General features: G+C 73.6%; 21 protein-coding genes. 12 read left to right on the plus strand and 9 right to left on the minus strand.

Annotated features, from left to right (window positions below):
* The first annotated feature begins 9 nt into the window (after nt 1–9).
* The 3 genes from ACFYW3_RS13010 to ACFYW3_RS13020 all read left to right on the plus strand — a co-directional run bounded on the left by ACFYW3_RS13010 (nt 10) and on the right by ACFYW3_RS13020 (nt 4,440).
* Nucleotides 10–3,132, plus strand: a complete 3,123-nt coding sequence (locus ACFYW3_RS13010) for a BTAD domain-containing putative transcriptional regulator (RefSeq protein ID WP_389386241.1) — start codon at nt 10–12, stop codon at nt 3,130–3,132.
* A 172-nt stretch (nt 3,133–3,304) separates the two neighbouring features.
* On the plus strand, nt 3,305–3,496 hold the full coding sequence (locus ACFYW3_RS13015; RefSeq protein WP_351758688.1) for a hypothetical protein: 192 nt from the start codon (nt 3,305–3,307) through the stop codon (nt 3,494–3,496).
* A 197-nt stretch (nt 3,497–3,693) separates the two neighbouring features.
* On the plus strand, nt 3,694–4,440 hold the full coding sequence (locus tag ACFYW3_RS13020) for a class I SAM-dependent methyltransferase (RefSeq protein ID WP_351758685.1): 747 nt from the start codon (nt 3,694–3,696) through the stop codon (nt 4,438–4,440).
* A 27-nt stretch (nt 4,441–4,467) separates the two neighbouring features.
* Here the strand turns inward: ACFYW3_RS13020 and ACFYW3_RS13025 are convergent, their stop codons facing one another.
* Nucleotides 4,468–6,213 carry a FadD3 family acyl-CoA ligase gene (locus ACFYW3_RS13025; RefSeq protein ID WP_389386242.1) on the minus strand — a complete coding sequence of 582 codons (1,746 nt, stop codon included), beginning with the start codon at nt 6,211–6,213 and terminating at the stop codon, nt 4,468–4,470.
* Between the two features lie 93 nt (nt 6,214–6,306).
* On the opposite strand from ACFYW3_RS13025, the gene ACFYW3_RS13030 reads away from it, so the two are divergent.
* The 3 genes from ACFYW3_RS13030 to ACFYW3_RS13040 all read left to right on the plus strand — a co-directional run bounded on the left by ACFYW3_RS13030 (nt 6,307) and on the right by ACFYW3_RS13040 (nt 8,770).
* Nucleotides 6,307–7,458: a lipid-transfer protein gene (locus tag ACFYW3_RS13030; RefSeq protein ID WP_351758681.1), complete on the plus strand. Its 1,152-nt coding sequence runs from the start codon at nt 6,307–6,309 to the stop codon at nt 7,456–7,458.
* A gap of 119 nt (nt 7,459–7,577) precedes the next feature.
* Nucleotides 7,578–7,997 carry an OB-fold domain-containing protein gene (locus tag ACFYW3_RS13035; RefSeq protein ID WP_351758719.1) on the plus strand — a complete coding sequence of 140 codons (420 nt, stop codon included), beginning with the start codon at nt 7,578–7,580 and terminating at the stop codon, nt 7,995–7,997.
* On the plus strand, nt 7,994–8,770 hold the full coding sequence (locus tag ACFYW3_RS13040; protein ID WP_389386243.1) for an enoyl-CoA hydratase/isomerase family protein: 777 nt from the start codon (nt 7,994–7,996) through the stop codon (nt 8,768–8,770). Before ACFYW3_RS13035 ends, ACFYW3_RS13040 begins: the two co-directional genes overlap by 4 nt.
* 91 nt (nt 8,771–8,861) lie before the next feature.
* On the opposite strand, the gene ACFYW3_RS13045 is transcribed toward ACFYW3_RS13040, so the two are convergent.
* Nucleotides 8,862–9,479: a hypothetical protein gene (locus tag ACFYW3_RS13045; RefSeq protein ID WP_389386244.1), complete on the minus strand. Its 618-nt coding sequence runs from the start codon at nt 9,477–9,479 to the stop codon at nt 8,862–8,864.
* A 278-nt stretch (nt 9,480–9,757) separates the two neighbouring features.
* Between ACFYW3_RS13045 and ACFYW3_RS13050 the strand changes: the two genes are divergently transcribed.
* Both ACFYW3_RS13050 and ACFYW3_RS13055 read left to right on the plus strand, forming a co-directional pair.
* Nucleotides 9,758–10,201, plus strand: a complete 444-nt coding sequence (locus ACFYW3_RS13050; protein WP_351758673.1) for an SRPBCC domain-containing protein — start codon at nt 9,758–9,760, stop codon at nt 10,199–10,201.
* A 150-nt stretch (nt 10,202–10,351) separates the two neighbouring features.
* Nucleotides 10,352–11,053 (plus strand): hypothetical protein, encoded by a 702-nt coding sequence (locus tag ACFYW3_RS13055; protein ID WP_389386245.1) that lies wholly within the window; start codon nt 10,352–10,354, stop codon nt 11,051–11,053.
* A gap of 48 nt (nt 11,054–11,101) precedes the next feature.
* Here the strand turns inward: ACFYW3_RS13055 and ACFYW3_RS13060 are convergent, their stop codons facing one another.
* Nucleotides 11,102–11,605 (minus strand): MarR family winged helix-turn-helix transcriptional regulator, encoded by a 504-nt coding sequence (locus ACFYW3_RS13060; protein WP_389386246.1) that lies wholly within the window; start codon nt 11,603–11,605, stop codon nt 11,102–11,104.
* Between the two features lie 101 nt (nt 11,606–11,706).
* Between ACFYW3_RS13060 and ACFYW3_RS13065 the strand changes: the two genes are divergently transcribed.
* Nucleotides 11,707–12,549, plus strand: a complete 843-nt coding sequence (locus ACFYW3_RS13065) for an SDR family oxidoreductase (RefSeq protein ID WP_389386247.1) — start codon at nt 11,707–11,709, stop codon at nt 12,547–12,549.
* A 98-nt stretch (nt 12,550–12,647) separates the two neighbouring features.
* Here the strand turns inward: ACFYW3_RS13065 and ACFYW3_RS13070 are convergent, their stop codons facing one another.
* The 3 genes from ACFYW3_RS13070 to ACFYW3_RS13080 form a co-directional block, all read right to left on the minus strand.
* Nucleotides 12,648–13,142, minus strand: a complete 495-nt coding sequence (locus ACFYW3_RS13070; RefSeq protein ID WP_053681176.1) for a peptidylprolyl isomerase — start codon at nt 13,140–13,142, stop codon at nt 12,648–12,650.
* Nucleotides 13,143–13,198: 56 nt separating this feature from the next.
* Entirely contained in the window at nt 13,199–15,631 is a 2,433-nt protein-coding gene (locus ACFYW3_RS13075) for a PQQ-binding-like beta-propeller repeat protein (RefSeq protein ID WP_351758663.1), read from the minus strand.
* A gap of 222 nt (nt 15,632–15,853) precedes the next feature.
* On the minus strand, nt 15,854–16,666 hold the full coding sequence (locus ACFYW3_RS13080; protein WP_389386248.1) for a VOC family protein: 813 nt from the start codon (nt 16,664–16,666) through the stop codon (nt 15,854–15,856).
* Nucleotides 16,667–17,038: 372 nt separating this feature from the next.
* Between ACFYW3_RS13080 and ACFYW3_RS13085 the strand changes: the two genes are divergently transcribed.
* Nucleotides 17,039–17,686, plus strand: a complete 648-nt coding sequence (locus ACFYW3_RS13085; protein WP_053681170.1) for a TetR family transcriptional regulator — start codon at nt 17,039–17,041, stop codon at nt 17,684–17,686.
* A 200-nt stretch (nt 17,687–17,886) separates the two neighbouring features.
* On the opposite strand, the gene ACFYW3_RS13090 is transcribed toward ACFYW3_RS13085, so the two are convergent.
* The 3 genes from ACFYW3_RS13090 to ACFYW3_RS13100 all read right to left on the minus strand — a co-directional run bounded on the left by ACFYW3_RS13090 (nt 17,887) and on the right by ACFYW3_RS13100 (nt 19,983).
* The gene (locus ACFYW3_RS13090; RefSeq protein WP_351758658.1) at nt 17,887–18,363 is read right to left on the minus strand and encodes a nitroreductase family deazaflavin-dependent oxidoreductase; all 477 of its coding nucleotides are present in this window, start codon (nt 18,361–18,363) and stop codon (nt 17,887–17,889) included.
* Nucleotides 18,363–19,628, minus strand: a complete 1,266-nt coding sequence (locus ACFYW3_RS13095; RefSeq protein WP_389386249.1) for an acyl-CoA dehydrogenase family protein — start codon at nt 19,626–19,628, stop codon at nt 18,363–18,365. Before ACFYW3_RS13095 ends, ACFYW3_RS13090 begins: the two co-directional genes overlap by 1 nt.
* 103 nt (nt 19,629–19,731) lie before the next feature.
* Nucleotides 19,732–19,983, minus strand: coding sequence for a hypothetical protein (locus tag ACFYW3_RS13100; protein WP_389386250.1), 252 nt, complete (start codon nt 19,981–19,983; stop codon nt 19,732–19,734).
* Nucleotides 19,984–20,118: 135 nt separating this feature from the next.
* Here ACFYW3_RS13100 and ACFYW3_RS13105 point away from each other — a divergent pair, with 135 nt between their 5' ends.
* Both ACFYW3_RS13105 and ACFYW3_RS13110 read left to right on the plus strand, forming a co-directional pair.
* Nucleotides 20,119–21,324 (plus strand): acetyl-CoA acetyltransferase, encoded by a 1,206-nt coding sequence (locus ACFYW3_RS13105; RefSeq protein ID WP_389386251.1) that lies wholly within the window; start codon nt 20,119–20,121, stop codon nt 21,322–21,324.
* Nucleotides 21,325–21,704: 380 nt separating this feature from the next.
* A complete protein-coding gene (locus ACFYW3_RS13110; protein WP_389386252.1) occupies nt 21,705–22,379 on the plus strand; it encodes a pyridoxal 5'-phosphate synthase in 675 nt (224 codons plus the stop codon).
* Nucleotides 22,380–23,055: the final 676 nt, after the last annotated feature.

Genomic DNA, 23,055 nt, shown 5'->3' on the forward strand with positions numbered 1-23,055 from the left:
GGACGACAGATGGACGGCGTACCGGCCATCCCGCACCAGCGGAACCACCCCGAGGCAGCCCGGACCACCACGGACGCGGTCGACACCCCGCCCGAAACCTCCTCCCGAACCGTCGCCGGGAGCACCGCCGCGACCACCTCCGAGAAGACCCCGCCCGCCGGGAGCACCGCCACCCCGAGGGCCGCCGCGCAGGACACCGACCGGCCCCGACCCACCCCCTGCGGGAACCGCTTCGCCGTCCTCGGCCCCATCCGCGCCTGGCGCGGCCCCGAGTTGCTGGCCTCCGGCAGCCCCCAGCAGCGGGCCCTGCTCGCCGTCCTCCTGCTCCGCGACGGCCGCACCGCCACCGCGCCCGAACTCATCGACGCCATCTGGGGCGAGGACCCCCCGCAGCAGGCCCTCGCCACCATCCGCACGTACGCCTCCCGCCTGCGCAAGGTCCTCGACCCCGGGCTGCTCGTCACCGACGCCGGCGGCTACGCCATCCGCACCCCCGCCGGAGCCCTGGACCTCGGGATCGCCCGCGCCCTGGCCGGCGACGCCGAGAAGGCCCGCGCCGGCGGGGACCGCGCCCTCGCCCGTACGCTCCTGACCCGCGCCCTGGACCTGTGGGACGGGGAACCCCTCGCCGGGGTGCCGGGCCCGCACGCCGACACCGAGCGCACCCGGCTCGCCGAGTGGCGGCTCCAACTGCTGGAGACGCGCCTGGACCTCGACCTGGAGGTCGGCCAGCACGCCGAGGCCGTCTCCGAGCTCACCGCCCTCACCGCCGCCCACCCCCTGCGGGAGCGGCTGCGCGAGCTGCTGATGCTCGCCCTCTACCGCAGCGGCCGGCAGGCCGAGGCACTCGCCGTGTACGCCGACACCCGCCGGCTCCTCGCCGACGAGCTCGGCGTCGACCCGCGGCCCGAACTCTCCGCCCTCCAGGGCCGGATCCTGTCCGCGGACGCCGAACTGGCCCTCGCCGAGGACCCCACGCCGGCCGCCGCACCCGTTCTCGTGAGGCCGGCCCAATTGCCCGCGACCGTACCGGACTTCACCGGACGCGCCCCGTTCGTCACCGAGCTCGGCAAGATCCTCTCCGGAGCGGAGGGCCAGGTCATGGCGGTGTCCGCGCTCGCCGGCATCGGCGGCGTCGGCAAGACCACCCTGGCCGTGCACGTCGCGCACGCCGCCCGCCCGCACTTCCCCGACGGCCAGTTGTACGTGGACCTCCAGGGCACCGAACCGCGACCGGCCGAGCCCGTCGCCGTGCTCGGCTCCTTCCTGCGGGCCCTGGGCACCCCGGACACCGCCATTCCCGACTCCCCCGCCGAACGGGCCGCGCTGTACCGGTCCATCCTCGACGGCCGTCGCGTCCTGGTCCTGCTCGACAACGCCCGCGACGCCGCCCAGGTCCGCCCGCTGCTGCCGGGCACCGCCGGCTGCGCCGCGCTCGTCACCAGCCGGGTCCGGATGTCGGGCCTCGCCGGCGCCCACCTCGTCGACCTCGACGTGATGAGCCCGGACGAGGCGCTCCAGTTGTTCACCCGGATCGTCGGCGCCGAACGGGTCGCGGCCGAACGTCAGGCCGCCCTCGACGTGGTCGGGGCCTGCGGGTTCCTGCCGTTGGCCATCCGCATCGCCGCGTCCCGGCTCGCCGCCCGCCGCACCTGGACGGTGTCCGTCCTCGCGGCCAAGCTCGCCGACGAGCGTCGCCGCCTCGACGAACTCCAGGCCGGGGACCTCGCCGTGAAGGCCACCTTCGAGCTGGGCTACGGACAGTTGGAGCCCGCCCAGCAGCGGGCGTTCCGGCTCCTCGGGCTCGCCGACGGACCCGACATCTCGCTCGCCGCCGCGTCGGCCGTGCTCGACCTGCCCGAGCACGACACCGAGGACCTGCTGGAGGCCTTGGTCGACTGCTCCCTCCTCGAATCCGCCGCACCCGGCCGCTACCGCTTCCACGACCTGGTCCGTCTCTACGCACGGGCCTGCGCGGAGCGCGACGAGCAGCCGCCGAGCGGGCGTGACGCCGCCCTCGACCGGCTCCTGGACTTCTACCTGGCCACCGCCGCCGGGGTGTACGCCCTGGAGCGGCCCGGCGACCGGCTGCCCGCCCACATGGCCGCCACCCACCACCCCGGCCTGGTCTTCACCGAGCCGCGCGCCGCGCTGGACTGGCTGTTCGCCGAGGCGGACCCGCTGTTGGCGTGCGTCCGACAGGCCTCCGTGCGCACCACCGGGCGCGGCGGCCTGGTCGACGTGCTGCGCCGCTCCGTGGACCTGCTGTGGGCGGCGAAGGACCTCACCGAGTCGGGGGCCAACTCCAAGCAGTACGAGTCGGCGGCCGTCGCCCTGTGCGAGGCCGCGCGCGCCGCCGGGGACCCGCACGCCGAGGGGCGGGCGCGGATCACGCTCACCATCGTGCACCTGGTCGCGGGCCGGTTCGCCGAGGCCGACGGCGAGGCCAGCCGGGCCATGGCGCTGGCCCGCGAGGCCGAGGACCCGCTGCCGAACTGCTGGGCTCCCAACGACCGCGGCATCATCGCCCTGTACGAGGGCCGGCACGCGGACGGCGAACGGTTCCTGTTGGAGGCCATCGAGAACTTCCGGGCCGACGGGAACTTCGTCGGCGAGGCCAGCGCCCTGTGCAACCTCTCCCGGATCCACGTGATGCTGGGCCGGCTCACCAGTGCCATAGAGCTCGCGCAACAGGGCATCGACATCTACGACCGGATGGGCCTGACCCTGCGGCTGGCCAACGGCCGGTACGCGCTGGGCATCGCGCTCACCCAGGCGGGCCGGCTGGGAGAGGCCCTGGCGCAGCTCGCGGAGGCGTTGACGCTCTTCCACGACAACCGGCAACCGCTGTGGGAGGGCGTGACGCACTTCCGGCTCGCCGAGGCCCATCTCGCCGCCCGCCGGCCCACGTTGGCGGCCTCGCACGCCGAGCAGGCCATCGCGCTGCGCGGGATCGGCGGCGAGTGGCGCCGGGCCACGGTGCTGACGGTGCTGGGCAAGGCGCTGGTGCGGTTGGGGCAGACGGACCGGGCGCGGGTGTGCTGGCGGGACGCCGAAACGGTCTTCGAGCGGCTCGGTTCCTCGGAACTGGCCGAAGTACGCTCCCTGCTGGCCTCGCAGCTGGCTGCCTGACCGGCACTTTCGCCGGATGAACGCGACGTTCATCGTTCGTTTATCGCCGCAGGCCATGATGGGTACATCGACTCGACGCGTCGGGGGACTCGCGGGTCGACTGGAGGACTACCCGTTCGGCGGTCCTCGGGGGAATCGCCGAACGGGCCCGACTCATCCATCAGGAGATCCGATGACGACGAACGAGAACGCTCTTCCCAAGGAAGGCGACATCAAGCCGCTCGACAACCACGCGTCGGGCATCGAGATCAAACCGCTGGACAACCATGCCTCGGGCGGTACGCCGCTGCTCGGGCAGGAAGACAAGGCCGCGGACGAGCAGATCGTGACGCTGGACAACCACGCGTCCGGTCCGCGTCCGTAGCGGAGGCGAGCACGACACGTACGGGGGAAACGTACGGGGGACCCACGGGGAACGACTCGGGGGAACGTACGGGGGACGGCGGCCGCGGTGGCCCGGGGGGACCACCGCGGCCGCCGCACGTGCGCGTCCGGACCCTTCCGGGCCGGACCGCGAGCGGGCGGCGGCAGGCCGACGCCGTCGGTCATTAGGCTGAGGGCGTGTTCACCTCACAGGGACCAAGCCTTCGCGAACTGGCCGTACAGGCCCTCTCCTCCGTCGAGCGCGGCTACGACCTGCTCGCGCCCAAGTTCGACGCGACGCCCTTCCGGACCCCCGACCGGATCCTCGACTCCGTCGAGGAGACCCTGGCCCTGCACGAGGGATCCTTCGACGCCGGGCTGGACGTCTGCTGCGGCACCGGCGCGGGACTGCCGATGCTGCGCCGGTTGTGCCGGGGCCGGGTGACGGGGGTCGACCTGAGCGCGGGCATGCTCGCGCAGGCGGCGCGGTCCCTCCCCGAGGGGGTCGATCTCCTCCGGGCGGACGCGCGGGCCCTGCCGGACACGCTCCGGGACACGTACGACCTGGCGGTCAGTTTCGGGGCCTTCGGACACTTCCTCCCGGCCGAGCGGCCCGCGCTCTTCGCCGCAGTGCGCGACGCGCTGCGTCCCGGCGGGGTGCTCGCCTTCCCCATCGGGGCCCCGCTGCCGCCGAGTTCCCCGCTGTGGTGGGCGACGGCCGGCTTCGACGCGGCGATGCGGGTGCGCAACGCCGTGTGGCGGCCGCCGTTCGTCATGTACTACCGCACCTTCCCCTGGGGCCCGGTCCGCGCGGACCTGCGCGCGGCGGGCTTCACCGTGGAGACGATCCCGCTGGAACACTTCGGGTACCGCCCCGACGGCGCTCCCCGTTGGCGCCTCGCGCTGGCCCGACGGCCGGCCGACCGACCGTCGGCCTCCGGCTGATCACCGACCGGGGCGCCGGCGGTCTTCTCAGGCGGGGCGCGCGCGGAGTTCCGTCTTGAGGACCTTGCCGCTCGCGTTGCGCGGCAGGTCCGTGACGAACTCCACCTCCCTCGGGACCTTGTAGTTGGCCATCTCCCGCCGGGACCAGGCGATCAGGTCGTCGGAGGTGAGGGTGGAGCCGGGGCGGCGGACCGCGTACGCCTTGCCCACCTCGCCGAGGCGCGGGTCCGGGACGCCGACCACCGCGACGTCGGCGATGTCCGGGTGCAGGCCGAGGAGCTGCTCGATCTCGGCGGGGTAGGCGTTGAAGCCGCCGACGATGAACATGTCCTTGATCCGGTCGGTGATGCGCAGGTTCCCGGCCCGGTCGAGCACCCCCACGTCACCGGTGCGCAGCCAGCCCTCGGGGGTGATGGCGCGGCCCGTCTCCACCGGGTCCTCGAAGTACCCCCGCATGACGTGGTGGCCGCGGACCCACACCTCGCCGGCGGTCCCGACCGGTCGGGGCAGCCCGTCGGGGCCGGCGACGCGCACCTCGGTGTCGGGGATGGCCCGGCCGGAGGTGGCGGCGATGACCTCGGCCGGGTCGCCCCGCCGGCACATGGTGACGATGCCGCCGGCCTCGGAGAGCCCGTAGGCGGTGAGGACGACCCCGATGCGCAGCTCTCCCCGCAGCCGTTCGACGAGCCGCAGCGGGACCACGGCGGCGCCCGTGACGACCAGGCGCAGGGCGGACAGGTCGTGGTGGTCGCGCTGGGGGTGGTCGAGGAGGGACTGGTGGAGGGTGGGCGGGCCGGGGAGCACGGAGATCCGTTCGGCGGCGACGTTGGCCAGGACCGTGTCGACGTTGAAGACGGACTGGGGCACCATCGTGGCCCCCCGCATCAGGCAGGCGATGATCCCGGCCTTGTAGCCGAAGGTGTGGAAGAAGGGGTTCACGATCAGGTAGCGGTCGCCCTCGCGCAGCCCGGCGAGCTCGCTCCACACCTCGTAGCAGCGCAGGGTCTGGGCGTGGGTGATGACGGCGCCCTTGGGGCTGCCGGTGGTGCCCGAGGTGAAGATGATGTCGGAGGGGGCGTCGGGTGCGATGGCCTCGGCGCGTTCGCGGACGACGGAGGCGGGCACGCCGTCGCCGCCCGCCAGGAAGTCCTTCCAGGTGCGGAAGGACTCGGGGGCGTCGTCGGCGAGGACGACGACCTGTTCCAGGTGCGGCAGCCCGGGCAGCGGGCCCGTGCCGGCGCCCTCGGCGGTGGCGCGGCGCAGGGAGGCCACGTAGGAGGTGCCGAGGAAGGTGCCGGTGACGAAGAGGAGTCGGGCGCGGCTGCGTCGCAGGACGTACGCGGCCTCGGCGCCCTTGAAGCGGGTGTTGAGGGGGACGAGCACGGCGCCGGCCGAGACGGCTCCGAGGGCGGAGACGATCCAGTCGAGGGTGTTGGGCGCCCAGACGGCGACCCGGTCGCCCGGTTCGACGCCGGCGGCGACGCAGGCCGCCGCGGCGCGTTCGACCCGCTCTCCGAGCTGGGCGTAGCTGACGCGGACGCGGCCGTCGACGACGGCCTCGTGGTCGGCGTGGCGGGCGGCGGCGGCGCGCACCAGGCCGGGGATGCTGCGCCAGCGCAGGTCGCCGCGGGGGTCGTCGTTCCCGCCGGTGCCGGGAGGGCCGTCGTGCGCGTCGCCCCGCCCGGTGCTTCGCCCGGTGGTTCGCCCGGTGGTTCGCGCGTCGCCTCGCGGGGTGCCTCGCGTGGTGCCCTCGTCGCGCCGGTGTTCGCCCATCGTGCGCCCTCCCCGATGCCCAGTAGCTGACTATCCGTCAGATTAGCTGTAGCCTTCGCGGCTGTCAGTACTGGTGCAGCCCCGGAGGTGGCGATGGCGGCAACGCTCAAGGACGCTACGGCAATAGTCGGCATCGGCCAGACCCCCTTTGCCAAACGACTGCCGGGCTCCGAGAAGGAACTGGCCTGCCGGGCCGTCCTCGCGGCGCTCGCGGACGCGGGCATCGACCCCGGCGAGGTGGACGCGTTCGCCTCGTACACGATGGAGGAGACCGACGAGGTGGAGGTGGCCAAGGCCATCGGCGCCGGCGACGTCACCTTCTTCTCCAAGGTCGGCTACGGCGGCGGCGGTTCCTGCGCCACCGTCGGCCACCTCGCCGCCGCCGTGGCCACCGGCCAGGCCTCCGTCGGCGTCGCCTGGCGCTCGCGCAAACGCGGCTCCGGCCCGCGCCCGTGGAAGAACACCGCCGTGCAACTGCCCACGCCCGGCCAGTGGACCCGCCCCTTCGGACTGCTGCGCCCGGCCGACGAGATAGCCATGCTGGCCCGGCGCTACATGCACGAGTACGGGGCCACCCGCGACCACCTCTTCAACGTCGCGATGGCCTGCCGCAACCGGGCCAACGAGAACCCGGCCGCCATGATGTACGAGCGCCCGTTGACCCGCGAGATGTACATGACCTCCCGCATGATCAGCGACCCGCTCTGCCTCTTCGACAACTGCCTGGAGACGGACGGGGCGCTCGCCTGCGTGATCGTCTCCGCCGAACGGGCCCGCGATTGCCGCCAGAGACCCGTCTACGTGCACTCCGTCGCCCAGGGCCTGCCCGCCCAGCACCACGGGATGGTCAACTACTGGAACGACGACCCGCTCTCCGGCCCCGCCTGGACGGCCGCCCGGCACCTGTGGAAGCAGGCCGACTTCGGGCCCCAGGACGTGCACGTCGCCCAGATCTACGACGCCTTCACCCCGCTGATCCCGCTCTCCCTGGAGGGCTACGGCTTCTGCGGGCGCGGCGAGGGCGCCGCGTTCACCGAGGGCGGGGCGCTGGAGATGGGCGGCCGGCTCCCGATCAACACCGGGGGAGGGGGGCTGAGCGAGGCCTACGTCCACGGTTTCAACCTGATCAACGAGGGCGTCAAGCAACTGCGCGGTGTCTCCACCGCCCAGGTTCCGGACGCCGCGACCTGCCTGGTGACGGCGGGCGAGGGTGTCCCGACGTCCGCGATCCTGCTGAGGAGCTGATCCCCGTGACCGCCGCCGTGACCCCCTCCGCGACGCCCGCCGCCGCGACGCCCCCGCCCGCGACGCCCGCCTCCGCCTCGACCGCGGACGCGGCCGTTCCCGGTACCGACGCGCTCCTCCTGCCCGTCCCGGACGAGGACGGCGCCCCCTTCTGGGAGTACACCGCCCGGGGCGAACTGCGCGTCCAGGCCTGCTCCGACTGCGGCCGACTCCGCTTCCCGCCGCGCCCCTGCTGCCCGCACTGCCGGTCCTTCGCCTCCGAGTGGCGGCCGACGAACGGCCGGGGCCGCATCTGGTCCTACGTCCGGCCCCACCCGCCCCTGCTGCCCGCCTACGCCGCGCAGGCCCCGTACAACGTGATCCTCGTCGAGCTCGCCGACGCCCCGCACATCCGGCTGGTCGGCAACCTCGTGACCTCGGCCGACGCCCCGCTGGACTCGGTGGACCCGGCCCGGCTGCGGATCGGGGCACGGGTCCAGGTCGTGTTCACCGAGACCGGCGGGATCGCCGTGCCGCGCTGGGTCCTGGAGAAGTCGTGACCGTGCGGGTGGAGCGGGACAAGACGACCGGGGTCGCGGTGGTCACCCTGGACCGGGAACACCGGCACAATGCCGTCGACCTGGCCATGGCGGCCGAACTGACGTCCACATGGCGGGAGTTCCGCTTCGACGAGGACGTGCGGGCGGTGGTGCTCACGGGCGCGGGCGGGGCGGCCTTCTGTACCGGCGTCGACCGGTCCGTGGAGGTGCCGCAGCCCGCGTCCCCGTACGCGATGGACGATCCGCTGATCGCCATCGGCCCGAAGGCGGCCGACCTGTGGAAGCCGGTGGTCGCCGCCGTCAACGGCATGGCGTGCGGCGGGGCGTTCTACCTGCTGGGCGAGTCGGAGTTCATCGTCTCCTCGTCGACGGCGACGTACTTCGACCCGCACACCAGCTACGGGATGGTCAGCGCCTACGAGGCCGTGTACATGGCGCAGCGCATGCCCTTCGGCGAGGCCGCCCGGATGTCGCTGATGGGCACGGCCGAACGGCTCTCCGCGCGGCGGGCGTACGAGATCGGCCTCGTCTCGGAGGTGACCGCCCCCGAGGAACTGCTGCCGGCGGCGCTGCGGTCGGCCGAGATCCTGGCCGGCCATCCGACGGAGGCGGTACAGGGCACCGTGCGCGCGCTCTGGTCGGCGAAACGGGCCGCGCTGCACCAGGCCCTGGACCAGGCACCGGCGCTGATCACCCTGGGCAACCTGCCGCCGGAGCGCCAGGCGGCCCTGTTCACCGACCGGCGATCGGCACCTGAACCGCGGGTGCGCTGACCGCGCGGCGGCGACGGGTCGGACGGGCGACGACTCGGCGGCCGGTCGCGGCGCGGTCGGGCGCGACGGCCGGGGGCGACGGGCCTGGGGCTCAGCGGGTGGACCTCGACTTCGGTTTGGTCGTGGTCCTGGGCTTGCTCGTGGACGTGGACCCCGAGGTGCCGCCGGAGCCCCTGCTCGGGGTCGACGACGGGCGGGCCGTCGAGGACGAGACGGTCTCGACGCGCCCGACCACGCACCGCAGGACGTCGGCGACACGGTCCGGGGACGTCATCGGCACGTCCACGGTGCGGCTCTCGCCCGACTTCAGCCGCACCTCGGCGGAGCCGGAGTCGACCCGCCCGTTCGCTCCCTCGAAGACCACGGACACCGAGAAGGTGCCCTCGACGCCCGACCCGGAAGTGACCTTGAGCGTGGCCTCGGGTCGGCCCGGGGCGGCGCAGGTGACGAGTTCCGCGCGGGCGCCGGCGGTCGGAGTGGGCGAGGACGTCGAGTTCCCGCTGTTGCTGTTGCTGTTGTTGCCGCTGCTGTTGTTGCTGCTGTTGCTCCCGCTGTGGGACTTCCTCTTGGAGCCGCTCTTGGAGCTGGAGCAGCCGCCTCCACCGCTCTTGCTCTTGCCGCTCGACCCGCCGTGCGAGGAGAAGCCGGTGAGCGCGAGCACCACCCCGACGAGAACGGCGATGAACCTGACACGACGTCCAGCCACCATGACCTGACCCCTCCCCCTGGGCAACGGCGCGCCACGCTACCAGCCGTGCGGGGCGGGTGAACGGGGCCGGACGCCTCGGTGGCCGGACGTATCGGCATACGTCTGACCATGACCGGAAGACTTGATTCCGCTCTCTTCGCCGGCGGCGAAGATCCCCGGACCGCCGGTCACGGCGGCCGGAATCCGTGGTTCCATCCCGACCACCGAACCCGGTGGCGGAACCGCACACCCCCGCGTCCCTTCGGTGCACACCGACCACCACGAGGAGCACCGCACCAGTGCGCACCATCTCCACCACCATCACCATCGACGCGACGCCCGAAGAGGTCTGGGCGACCCTGTCCGACCTGCCCCGCCACTGCACGTGGAACCCGTACATCCGCGAGGCGTACGGCGAGCCGGTCCCGGGCGAGCGGCTGACCCTGCGGACGTACCCGGAGGCCGGCGACCCGATCACCCTGCGGCCGAGGGTCGTGGCGGCCCGGCCCGGTGCCGAACTGCGCTGGGTCCGCAGGACCCTCGCCCCCGGTCTCCTCGACACCGAGCACTTCTTCCACCTGACCGAGGGTCCGGGCCGCACCACCCGGCTGGAGCACGGCGAACGCGTCCGCGGGCTACTGGCCCCCTTCCTCGGCAGGCTCCTGACGAGGAACGCCCGCGACTTCGCGGCGATGAACGAGGCCCTGCGCGCCCGCGTCGAATCCGCGCCCACCACCCCCTGAGCCGCCCGCACCCGCCGGGCGCCCCGCCTGCGCCCGGCCTCCCCCGCCCCGACCCCGCCCGCACCGTCCGGCGTGCGGGGTCGGGGGGCGGGGGCGTAGCGTCGGGATCACGACCGCTCGATCACGACCGCCACCTCGGAGGGCCGGGCATTGATCCGCAACGTACTCGGCTCCCTGCTGGGCCTGATCGGGGCGACGGTGGCCGTGTGGAGCCCCTTCCGCGTCTGGTACGAGGGCCGGCACGGGCGGGACTACCGCCTCGCGGACCTCTTCTCGTCCGCCGGAGTGACCGACGCCAGGGGCGCGCTGCTCGCCTCGTTCGTGATGCCCTTCGTGCTCGCCGCGCTCCTCACCCTCACGGCGATCCTGCTGCGCTCACGGCTGCTGATGGCCCTCGCGGGCGTGATCGTCATCGGCTTCGCCGTGCTGTGGATGGTCCGCCAGGGGCAGGCCGCGGGCAGCCTCTCGGTCGGCGGTGACGGCGGGGGCCTCGGCGACGGGGTCGCCAACGCCTTCGGGGGCGGCGCGCTGCTCATCCTCGCGGCGTTCGTGATGCGCGGTCGCCCCGCGCGCCGCCGGCCGCGCGACCTCCCCGCCACGGACGCCCCGTACCCGCCGAACGCCTCGTACCCGCCGAGCGATCCGTATCCCCCGCCCGCCTCGTACCCGCGGGGCGACCCGCACCCGCCGAGTGGGTCGTACCCTCCGGACGCCTCGTACCCGCCGGCCCCCGACCGGCCGCAGGGTTCGTATCCCCCGGGCCCGAACACCGCGTACCCGCCGCCTTCGGGCCCGGCCGACCCGGCGACCGAGCCGTGGGACCGGCCGCCCCCGACGCGGGAGCAGCCGTAGTCCGTCGTGGCCGTCGGGTCGGCGCGGCGGTCGGTTCAGCGCGTCGGTTCAGTGCGGGGCGTCGGCGGCCGGGCCGCGTTGGCGCAGGTCGTCAAGGGAGTCGACGTACTTGAGCATGAGGCGGGCGAAGTCCAGTCGTTCGCCTTCCGGCCAGCCGGCGGTGATGTACTCGAAGGCCGAGCGCTGATGGCGGCGGAAGCGTTCCATGAGCTCGTGCCCGGCCGGGCTGAGGTGGAGCACGCTGCGGCGGCCGTCCTGTTGGGAGGCGCCGCGGATCAGGTAGCCGGCCTTGATGTTGTCGGTGACCATCCGACTCGCGACCGAGGGGTCCACCGCGAGGAGTTCGGCGACCCCTCCGACGGTGATCTCCTGCTCGGGGTCCCTGGTGGCCTCCATGACGTGGTTGAGCACCAGCGTGCGGCTGAGGTCCTTCGCCGAGATGGGGTTCTCGACCTCCAGCAGTGAGGTTCGGCGCAGCTTGGAGAAGGCCGGGCCCACGGCGTCCAACAGCTCTTCGGCCGTCTTCGGCTGGTTCGGCTCGCTCGTCGTCATGTGCCGCATCGTACATTCATGGCAGGGACCACATATGTGTTGACGTGAAATTACATGCATGCAAGCATGCATATGTACGCAACCATGAATGGAGCCGTCCCATGACCGTCCTCGTCACCGGAGCCCGCGGCAGGATCGGCCGGGCGGTCCTCGACCGCCTCCACGCCGGCGGTCTCGCCGTCCGTGCCGCCAGTGCCGAACCCGCCGAACTGGCCGTCCCGGCCGGCGTCGACACCGTCGAACTGACCCTGAACCGCCCCGAGACCTTCGCCCCCGCACTCGCCGGCATCCGCAGCGTGTTCCTCTACCCCGAGCCCGACGGCATCCACGACCTGGTCGAGGCGGCCGCTTCCGCCGGCGTGGAGCACGTCGTGCTGCTGTCCTCCGCCTCGGTCCTCGCACCCGGCGCCGACACCGATCCGCTCGCCTCGCACAGCCTCCGGGTCGAACGCGCCCTGGCGGACGCCCCGTTCACGGTGACGCTGCTGCGCCCGGACGCCTTCGCCGGCAACGCGCTGGGCTGGGCCCACTCCATCGGCCGTCGGCAGCCCGTCCGGCTCGCCCACCCCGACGCCGCCCTCGCCCCCATCCACCCCGACGACATCGCCGACATCGCGGTCCGCGCCCTCACCGGCGAGGACCTCGCCGGCCGCGCGATCACCCTGACCGGCCCCCGGTCGCTGACGTTCCGCGAACAGCTCGCCGTGATCTCCGACGTCATCGGTCGGGACGTCCCCGTGGAGGAGATCACCCGCGCCGAGGCCGAGCGGGAGATGGGCCGGCACATGCCGGCCCCCGTGGTCGGCTCCCTGCTCGACCTGTGGGCAGCCGCCACCGTCACCCCGGTCGCCCTCGCCGACACCACCGAGACCCTGCTCGGCACCCCCGCGCGCACCTTCGGCCAGTGGGCCCGCGAGAACGCCGCCGCCTTCACCGGCCGCTGACCGCCCCGCCGGCGGGAGCGGAAGGGGCCGGACATGGCGGCGGCCCCGGTCCCCCCGAGGGGGGCGGGGCCGTCCGGCGCGAACGCGGGTGGGTCAGATCACTTCTCGACGACGCCCGAGGCGGCGATCTCGATCTTGGCGCGGGTGGCGCCCGACTGGGAACCGAGGGACTCGATCTTCTGGACCAGGTCCGAACCCTCGACGACCTCGCCGAAGACGACGTGCTTGCCGTCGAGCCACGGGGTGACGACGGTGGTGATGAAGAACTGCGAGCCGTTGGTGTTGCGGCCGGCGTTCGCCATCGACAGCAGGAACGGGCGGTCGTGCTTCAGGTCGAAGTTCTCGTCGGCGAACTTCTCGCCGTAGATGCTCTTGCCGCCCGTGCCGTTCTGGTTGGTGAAGTCACCACCCTGCAGCATGAACTGGGGGATGACGCGGTGGAACGGCGAACCCGCGTAGCCGAAGCCGTGCTGGCCGGTGGCCAGCTCGCGGAAGTTCTGCGCCGTCTTCGGAACGACCTCGTCGAAGAGGTTGAAGACGATGCGGCCGGCGGCCTCGCCGTTGATGTTGATGTCGAAGTAAACGTTGCTCATGGGGTCCATCCTGTCACTCCCGGTGCGGTACGCGAATCGGCGGGGCCGCGGCGCCGTCACGTGCCGGTACGGGTACCCGTGCCCTTCGCCGCGTCCAGGGCGTACACGCAGCGGTCCTTGCTGCACGCGTACACCACCCCCGCCTCCGCCACCGGAGCCCCGGTGATCTCGCCGCCGGTCGCCAGCTTCCAGCGGAGCTGACCGCCCGCCGCGTCCAGGGTGTACAGGCAGTGGTCCGCCGAGCCGAAGTGCACCCGGCCGTCCGCGACCGCGGGCAGGCCGGTGATCTCGCCGCCCGCCGCGAACCGCCACTTCGGGGTGCCGGTGACCGCGTCGAGCGTGTACAGGGCACTGCCCGACCCCAGGTGGACGTTGCCGTTGGCCACGACCACCGGGTCCGCCGACTGCCGGGGCTCGGTGGCGATGCGCCAGCGGTCCTTGCCGGTGACCGCGTCGAGGGCGTAGACGGTGCCCAGGTAGTCGACGAGGTAGACCCCGCCGCCGGTCACGGCCGCGCCCGGCGCGAACGCCGGGGCCGCCAGGAACACCGCCGGGGCCTCGAAGTGCCAGCGGACCCGACCGGAGGCCCGGTCCACGGACAGCACGCGGGTGCCGGCGGCGACGTAGACGTTGCCGTCGGGGGCCGGCGTGACCCGTACGGGGACGTTGCCGCACGCGGCGGCGTCTCCGACGGGATACGACCAGGCCTCCAGGCCGCTGCGGGCGTCCAGGGCGCGCAGCCGGGCGTCCTGCCACACGTAGACGGTGCCCTCGTGCAGGACGGGGGCCGCCTCGGGGGTCTCGAAGTCGGACTGGGCGCCGGCCAGCTCCCACAGCTTCTGGCCGTTGGAGGCCTCCCATCCCTGGACGCCGCCACCGCGGGTGGCGGTGATGACGGTGCCCCGGTCGGCGCGCAGCGCGTACACCCAGGCGTCGGTGGCCAGACGCCACCGCTCGGAGCCGTCGGAGGAGTCCAGCGCGTACAGGGAGGGCCCGTCGGAGGCGTGGATACGGCCGTCGGAGACGGCCATCGACCAGGCGACGTCGCGGGTCTTGAACTGCCGGCGACCACTGCCGACGTCCAGGGCGTGCACCTCGAAGGAGGTGACGTACAGCAGATCGCCCGCGACGGTCGGGGTGCCCCAGACCTCGTTGGACATGCGGAAGCGCCACGGGCGCCAGCGGCCGCTGTCCGGGGACGGGCCGGGGCTCGGGACGGCGGGCGCGCCGGTCACGGCCGGCACGGCCTCCACCGCCGAGGCCGTACCGCCGCCGGGCGGCCGGATCCAGCCGGTCGCCTTGTCCGCCACCATCGCGGAGGACGCGGCGGCCGTGGCGCGGGGCCCGGGCCCGATCGGCACCGGCGAGGCGCCGAGCCGCACGGGATCGCCGGAGGGCACCAGGCCCGGCTGCGGCGGGTGGTGCGGGCGCGGCGGGGCGGCCTGGCCGGTCCGCGGGTCCGCCCAGGGGTCGGCCCCGCGCTGGCGGCGGTGCGTGGACGGGCCGGAGGCCGGTCCGTGGCCGTCCCCGGAGGCGGGGCGGCCCGGCGCGGGCCGACCGGACGCGGGCCGACCGGACGGGACGGCCGCGGTGCGCAGGCCCGCGCGGCGGGCCTCGATCATCGCGACGGCGCGCCCCGGGAGCCACGCCGAGGCGGTACCGCTGTCGTCGTCGCCGTCGAAGAGGTGCGGGGCCAGTTGCGCCTGGAGGTCGGCGGGACTGGGGCGCCGGCCGGCCTCCATCTGCATGCAGGACTCGATCAGCGGCCGCAGCTCGTCGGGGAGCCCTTCGAGGTTGGGACCCTCGCGCAGCAGCATGAACACCGTCTCGACGGGGTTCGCGCCGTGGTAGGGCGGGTGGCCGGTCGCCGCGAAGACCAGCGTGGAGCCGAGCGAGAACACGTCGCTGGCGCCCTTGACGCTGCGCGAGTCCTTGGCCTGCTCCGGCGACATGTAGGCGGGGGTGCCCACGGCGACGTTCGTCATGGTCAGGCGGGTGTTGGAGACCCCGCTGGCGATGCCGAAGTCGATGACGCGCGGGCCGTCCTCGACGACGAGCACGTTGGACGGCTTCAGGTCGCGGTGGACGAGTCCGGCGCCGTGGATGGACTGCAGGGCCTCGGCGATGCCGGCCGCGAGCCACCGCACGGCCTGCGCGGGCATGGGCCCGCACTCGTTGACGATCTCCTCCAGCGAGGGCGCCGGAACGTACGCGGTGGCCAGCCAGGGCACCGCCGCACGCGGGTCGGCGTCGACGACGGCCGCGGTGTAGAAGCCGGAGACGGCGCGCGCCGCCTCCACCTCGCGGGTGAAGCGCACCCGGAACAACTGGTCCTCGGCGAGTTCGGTCCGCACCGTCTTGATCGCGACCCGACGTCCGGACGCCGACCGCGCGAGATAGACCAGCCCCATGCCGCCGGCGCCGAGCCGTCCCAGCACCTCGAAGGGGCCGATCCGTCTCGGGTCGTGCTGCGTCAGCTGCTCCACCACTCGCCTCCACACCTCCCCGTACGGGCCCACGCCGGACCCGCTTCCACCAGCACGCACAACGGCACGGCGGTCGATTCCGCGCAGGGCCTGCCATGCGGGTCCCGCGTACGGGTCCCGCGTACGGGGGTTCGCCCCACCGCACCCGTGCAGCGTCTCACCCCGGCGGTGCCGGACGTCGCGCAAGCTCGATTCTGTCAGGCCCGCGCCGGGTCCGGCCCCGGGTCAGGCGTGGCTTTCGGGAGCGGCTTTGGTCCGGGGCTCCGAGAGCAGGCCGAAGACGGCCCCCTGATCGTCCGCGACGACGGCGATCCGCCCGTACGGCGTGTCGAAGGCATCGGCGGTGACGCGGCCACCGAGGCGCTGCACGGTGGCGACGGTCTGGTCGCAGTCCGGGACCGCGAAGTAGACCAGGAAGTGCGCGGGCATGATCTCCGGGAAGGCGTCGGTGATCAGGCTGCGCCCCAGCACGGCGGTGTCGGATCCGGCCCGGTTGCCGGGCGGGGACCAGACGCGGTACTCGATGCCGGTCTCGGGGTCGTCCTGGTCCTCGGCGACGTACCCGAAGACCTTGCCGTAGAAGACGTCCACGGCGTCGCGGGCCCGGGTGTACACCTCCGACCAGCAGTAGGTGTAGGGCTGTTGCTGCGCTTCGAAGCCGTGGTGGGTGCCGGGCTGCCACAGCCCGAAGACGGCCCCGCCGGGGTCGGCCGCCATGGCGGCGGTGCCGTACGGGCCCACGGGCTGGGGGTCCATCACCATCTGGCCGCCGGCGGCCCGGATGCGGGCGGCGCAGGCGTAGGCGTCGGAGGTGTACAGGTAGACGCCCCAGACGGTGGGCATCCGGCCGTCGGGCTTGGGGGCGAGGGCGGCCACGTTGTGGCCCCGGGCGTAGGCCTGCGTGTAGTGGCCGTACCGGGCGCCCGCGCTGTCGCCGAAGGACCATCCGAAGAGCTCACCGTAGAAGCGCTTGCCCGCCTCGACGTCCGGAAGCGAGGCGTCCACCCAGCAGGGGGAGCCTTCCGCGAATGCGGCCATCAGCCCGGTTCCTTCCGTTCTGCGGGGATGTGTACCCTCCGTACCTCCCAGCCATGATGTGTCCGAAAACTTGTCCACAGCCTGTTGACAAGACTATTCGGGGGATACGTCACGATACGCACCGGGTCCCGATCGGGGGCGCGGGCAGGTCCCGAGCGCGGGCGGGGCGCGGGCGGGGCACGGGGGCGGCGCCGGTGGTGCGCGCCGGCCGGAAACAGCCGGCGCGAACCTTCGCCCGCAGGGCGCGGATCCCGCCCCGCAGGCCCGGTCGGCGAGCCGTCCGGCAGCCGCTTCCGTGCAGGCCGGCGGCCTCGTAACCCCATTTGCAGGCGGCCGAATAGCGCCCCGATCACCCCTCGGTAAGCTGACGGCATGACAGGACAAGTACGCACCGTCGACGGGCGTGTCGCCGGCCGGCGCGGCCAGGCGACGCGGCAGAAGCTGCTCGACTGCCTCAGCGAGATGCTCAGCTCCTCGCCGTACCGCGACGTCAAGGTGATCGACGTCGCCCGCAAGGCCGGAACCTCCCCCGCGACCTTCTACCAGTACTTCCCGGACGTCGAGGGCGCCGTCCTGGAGATCGCCGAACAAATGGCCACGGAGGGCGCGCAGTTGACGGCGCTCGTCGAAGGCCGCAACTGGGTCGGCAAGGCCGGCTGGGCCGCGGCCGAGGAACTCGTCGAAGGGTTCCTGGAGTTCTGGCGACGCAACGACGCGATCCTCCGGGTCGTCGACCTCGGCGCGGCCGAGGGCGACAAGCGGTTCTACAAGATCCGCATGAAGATCCTGAACTCCGTCACCAACTCCCTCACGGAGTCGATGAAGGAACTCCAGGCCAAGGGCAAGGTCGACAAGGACCTCAGCCCGGCGGCGATGGCCGGTTCGCTGGTCGCGATGCTGGCCGCGGTCGCCTCGCACCAGAAGGGCTTCCAGACCTGGGGCGTCAAGCAGGCCGAGCTCAAGCCGAACCTGGCGCTGCTCGTCCACCTCGGCATCACCGGCAAGAAGCCGACCAAGTAGCGGCGGACCCCGGGCCCCCGCCAGGGGTCCTGGTCCGCCGCCCGGGCCCGCTCCCGCAGCCCCCACCGCCCCACCGGTCCCCGCCGGCGCTCACCGCCGACCCCGCCGGTCCACACCCGCCGACCCCGTCGGCCCACCACCGGCCTCCCGCCGGCGCTCCACCGGCTTCCCGCCGGGCTTCACCCGGACCTCCGCCGCGGTCAGCGACGCTCCAGGCGGAACAGCCGGATCTCGCGCTCGATGCGCGCCTGGTACGTCGCGTACGGCGGCCAGAACCTCAGCGCCGCCTGCCACGCCGCCGCGCGTTCCTCGCCCTGCAGCAGCCGGGCCCGTACGGCGATGTCCCGACCGCGCCAACTCACCTCCGCGTCCGGGTGTTTGATCAGGTTCCCGGTCCAGGCAGGGTGTCCGGGGCGGCCGAAGTTGGAGCCGATCAGCAGCCAGCTCGCGCCGTCGTCCTCCGGCATGCAGGCGAGCGGCGTGGTGCGCGGCAGCCCGGACCTGGCCCCCTTGGCGGTGAGGATCACACCGGGCAGCATCTGCGCGCTCAGGATGACCTTGCCGCGGGTCAGCCTGTGCACGGCCTTGTCCATGGCAGGGATGACGTGTGGTGCGATCTTGGCGAACAGCATGGTCGAGGAGACCTTCTGCATCAGCCTGACGCCGACGGGAGCCATCAGACGGCCATCCTCTCCGTGGTCGTGGACTCGGTGGTGGTCGTGGACTCGGTGGTGGTCGTGGATGTGGCCGCGGTCGTGGACGTCGACCCGGTCGCGGTCGCGGTCGGGCCGAACAGGCCCGCCCGCCGGGCGGCGTGCGCCCGCAGCCGGTGCACCGGCCCGAAGAGCAGTTCGTCGGCCGCGGCCCGCTTGAAGTACAGGTGCGCGTCGTGTTCCCAGGTGAACCCGATGCCGCCGTGCAGTTGGATCGCCTCACCCGAGGTGATCCGCAGCGCCTCCAGCGCCTGCGCGAGGGCGAGGGCGCCCTGTTCCGGGTCCCAGGCGGCGTAGTAGGCGGCGGAGCGGGCCGCCTGCACCTGGACGTAGAGGTCCGCGAGGCGGTGTTTGACCGCCTGGAAGGATCCGATGGCGCGACCGAACTGCTCGCGCTGCCGTACGTGGTCCACGGTGCGGGCCAGCGCCTGATCCGCCGCGCCGACCGCCTCGGCGGCCAGCACTCCGGCCGCGGTGCGCCCGGTGGCGGCGAGGGCCGCCGGCACGTCCCCCTGCCCGTCCCCGAGCAATTCGGCGGTCACGTCGCGCAATTGGATCCTGCCCTGGGGCCTGGTCTCGTCGAGGGTGGACTGCCGGGCACGTACGAGTCCGGGCGCGTCCTCCCGCACGAGGAACAGCAGGGTCCGACTGCGGGCGAAACCACCGGTGTGCGCGGCGACGAGGAGCAGTCCGGCGCTGTGGCCGTCCAGTACCTGGGGGACCTCCCCGTAGAGCCGCCAGCCGCTCTCCCCCGACGTGGCCTGCACCCCACCGGCGCGACCGCCGCCGGCCCACTCCCCCGGCACGTTGTCGGCGGTCAGCGCGAGGGCCGTGGCCAGGGCGGGCCCGGGTACGGCGAGTGCGGCGGTCAGCCCGCCGGCGGCGAGCGGGGGCAGCAGCGCGGCGCGCTGGGCCTCCGTCCCGAGCGCGCCGATCAGCGGCGCGGCGAGTACGGCGGTGGCGAGCAGCGGCGAGGGCAGCAGGACCCGGCCGGTCTCCTCGCAGGCCAGGGCGAGGTCGGCCGGGGCGCATCCGACGCCGCCGTACTCCTCGGCGACGGCGATGCCCGGCAGGCCGAGCTGCCGGGCGAGCTGCCGCCACAGTTCACGGTCGTGTCCGGCGGCGGTGCGAACGGCGGCCCTGACCTCGTCCGGGCCACAGTGTTTGCCCAGGATTTCGCGCAGGGTGCGGCGCATCTCGTGCTGCTCCGCGGTGAAGGCGGCATCCATCGTCGGGCTCCTCCCCGTATCTGACGGGCCGTCATGTTAGGGCGGCGGGAGCCAGATGCACAGGGGGCGGGCGAGGGGGGTTCGACGACCCGCGAGGGGGCGGTCAGCGGCGACCCCGCCCGCCGAGGAGCTTGGAGAGCGCGAGGAGTGCGCAGCCCAGGCAGACCATGACGACGCCGCCGAGGATCTCGAGACCGTCGGGGACGAGGAAGCGCAGGAGGCGCATGAAGCCCAGGAAGCGGATGAAGCCGAACCACTCGTGCAGCAGGGAGCTGACGCCACCGACGAGCAGGACACCGCCGAGCAGGGCCACCACCCCCTTGAGCGGGTGGTCCGCGGAAGGCGAGGAAGTCATGAGGCGACCGTACGAGCCGGGGCGCGGGACCCGCATCGCACTTCCGGCGCGAACGGTCGCGACGAAAGAGAACAACCGAGCCAACCCCCCTTCACGCACTAGCGTCTGACGCAGCGTCAGATATACCGTCGCCCCATGCCTGGACTGTCTGGACCGCCCCGAACCCCCACCGCCCCCACACCGCGCCGCCGGGTCGCGGTCGCCGGCGTCGCCCTCTCGGACTGCGGCCGGGTGGACGGCCCCACCCCCTACGCCCTGCACGCGCAGGCCGCCCGCCGAGCCCTCGCCGACTCCGGGCTCGACCGGTCCGTCATCGACGGCTTCGCCTCCGCCGGCCTCGGCGCCCTGGCCCCGATCGAGGTGGCCGAGTACCTGGGACTGCGCCCCACCTGGGTCGACTCCACCTCGGTCGGCGGCTCGACCTGGGAGGTGATGGCCGCCCACGCAGCCGACGCCATCGCCGCCGGCCACGCCCGGGCCGTCCTGCTGGTCTACGGATCCACCGCCCGCGCCGACATCAAGGCCCGCAGGCGCACCGCGAACCTCTCCTTCGGCGCACGAGGACCCCTCCAGTTCGAGGTCCCGTACGGACACACACTGGTCGCCAAGTACGCGATGGCCGCCCGCCGCCACATGCACGAGTACGGCACGACCCTGGAACAGCTCGCGTCGGTGGCCGTACAGGCCCGGGCGAACGCCGCCTCCAACCCGGACGCGATGTTCCGCACCCCGCTCACCGTGGACGAGGTCCTCTCCTCCGACATGATCGCGGACCCGTTCACCAAACTGCACTGCTGCATCCGCTCCGACGGCGGCTGCGCGGTCCTGCTGGTCGCCGAGGACCTCGTACCGGACACGGCGAAGGCCCCGGTCTGGATCCTGGGCACCGGCGCCTCCGTCTCCCACACCACCATGTCGGAATGGGAGGACTTCACCGTCTCCCCGGCCGCAGTCTCCGGCCGCCAGGCCTTCGAACGCGCCGGACTGACCCCGGCGGACGTCGATCTCGCCGAGATCTACGACGCCTTCACGTACATGACCCTCGTGACCCTGGAGGACCTCGGCTTCTGCGCGAAGGGCGAGGGCGGCGCGTTCGTCGAGAAGGGCCGGCTGCTGCGCGACGGGGAACTCCCCGTCAACACCGACGGCGGCGGCCTCTCGGCCTGCCACCCCGGCATGCGCGGCCTCTTCCTGCTGGTCGAGGCCGTACGCCAACTCCGCGGCGAGGCCGGCGCCGGCCAGGTCACCAAGGCGGGCGGCCGACTCCCCGAGGTCGCCCTGGCCTCGGGCACGGGCGGCTGGTTCTGCTCCTCGGGGACGGTCATCCTGGGCCGGGGCTGAGACCTCAGTACTGCCGGCGCGGCTGCTTGCCGTCCTGCCGGCAGTGGATGAACCGGCCGTTGCCCGCGCGGGTGGACCGTCCCACGTCGACCTCGCGGCAGAACTGGCCGGCGTTGTAGCGGTTCCCCGCGTCGGAGACGATCCCGCAATCCGCCGCCGCGGGCTCCGACGGCGCCCTCGTCGGCCGGGGTCGCCTTCGGCAGCACCACCCGGGTGGGCGTCGGGGTCGGCGAGGCCGTCGGCGGCTCGGAGATCGGCGCCACCGGAGCCGAGGACCGGATCACCGACGGCGAACCGGCCGGCCCGGCCACCAGTGGTAAACGGCAGTTCGCCCGCGTGAGGACAATCCCCCCATTGGTGCGATGGTGTTCGATGGCGCCATGACCAGTGAGACGAGCGACGCCGACTTCCACGCCACCCTCCACTCCCTGCGCGTGTGGGACACCCGGCTGCCCACCTTCGACCCGGACACGGCACCGAGCGACCCGCTCCCCCTCTTCCGGGAGTGGCTCGTCGACGCCGCCGAGGCCGGACAGCTCGAACCGCACACGATGACCCTGGCCACGGTGGACGCCGAAGGGCGCCCCGACGTACGCACGCTGATGCTGCACGACGCCGACGAGCGCGGCTGGCACTTCGCCTCGCACGCCACCAGCGAGAAGGGGCGCCAACTCGCGGCCCACCCCGAAGCCGCCCTCGGCTTCTACTGGCCCGCGGTCGGCCGGCAGATCCGCCTCCGCGGCCGGGTCACGGCATGCGGACCCGAGGAAAGCCGAGCGGACCTCGCGGTCAGGTCCCGCGGCGCGCTCGCCGCCGCCCTGACGGGACACCAGAGCGAGGTCCTCCCCTCCCTCGCGGACCTGGCCGAGGCATCGGCGGCGGCGTGGGAGCGCGCGGGCGCCGAGCCGGACGCGGTGGCGCCGACGTGGACGCGGTACGTGCTCGACGCGACGGAAGCCGAGTTCTTCCAGGGTGACGCGGCCCGCCGCCACACCCGCCTCCACTACCGCCGCACCCCCACCGGCCCCTGGACCCGAACCCTCCTCTGGCCCTGACAGACCCGCCCCGCGCCGAACGCCGGGGTTGCCACAGGCCCGCGCCACCGCCGAACTCACGGGGCTCCACCCCGCGCCTCAAACGCCGGCGAGGCCGAATCAGCGAGCCCGAACCGGGAGGCCCCGCGCCTCAAACGCCGGCGGGGCTGGATGGGGCGACCCGAACCGGAAACAGACGGCGAAGCCGGTACGTCAACCCGCACCACCATCGCGCGAAGCACCCCCGGCTCCGCCGAGCTTCACGGGGCTCCGCCCCGCACCCCCGCGCCTCAAACGCCGGCGAGGCTGGGATTGCCGGACGGAACCGGGAAAGCGGCTCGGCACCCGCGCCTCAAACGCCGGCGAGGCTGGATGGGGCGACCCGAACCGGAAACAGACGGCGAAGCCGGTACGTCAACCCGCACCACCATCGCGCGAAGCACCCCCGGCTCCGCCGAGCTTCACGGGGCTCCGCCCCATACCCCGCGCCTCAAACGCCGGCGAGGCTGAATCAACGGGCCCGAACCGGAAGGGCCACCCGGCGCCGGCGAGGCTGAATGTGCCGGACCCGGAACGGAAGGGCGGCACACCCGAGCGGCGGTTTGCACTCCACGGGGGTCGGACTGTCGGTCGGGGGCGGGGACGGGGTGGGGTGTCGGCCGGGACGTAGAAGTGGGATTTGTGGCGCGCAACCACC

Source organism: Streptomyces sp. NPDC002602 (genome assembly GCF_042889445.1).
Lineage (GTDB): Bacteria > Actinomycetota > Actinomycetes > Streptomycetales > Streptomycetaceae > Streptomyces.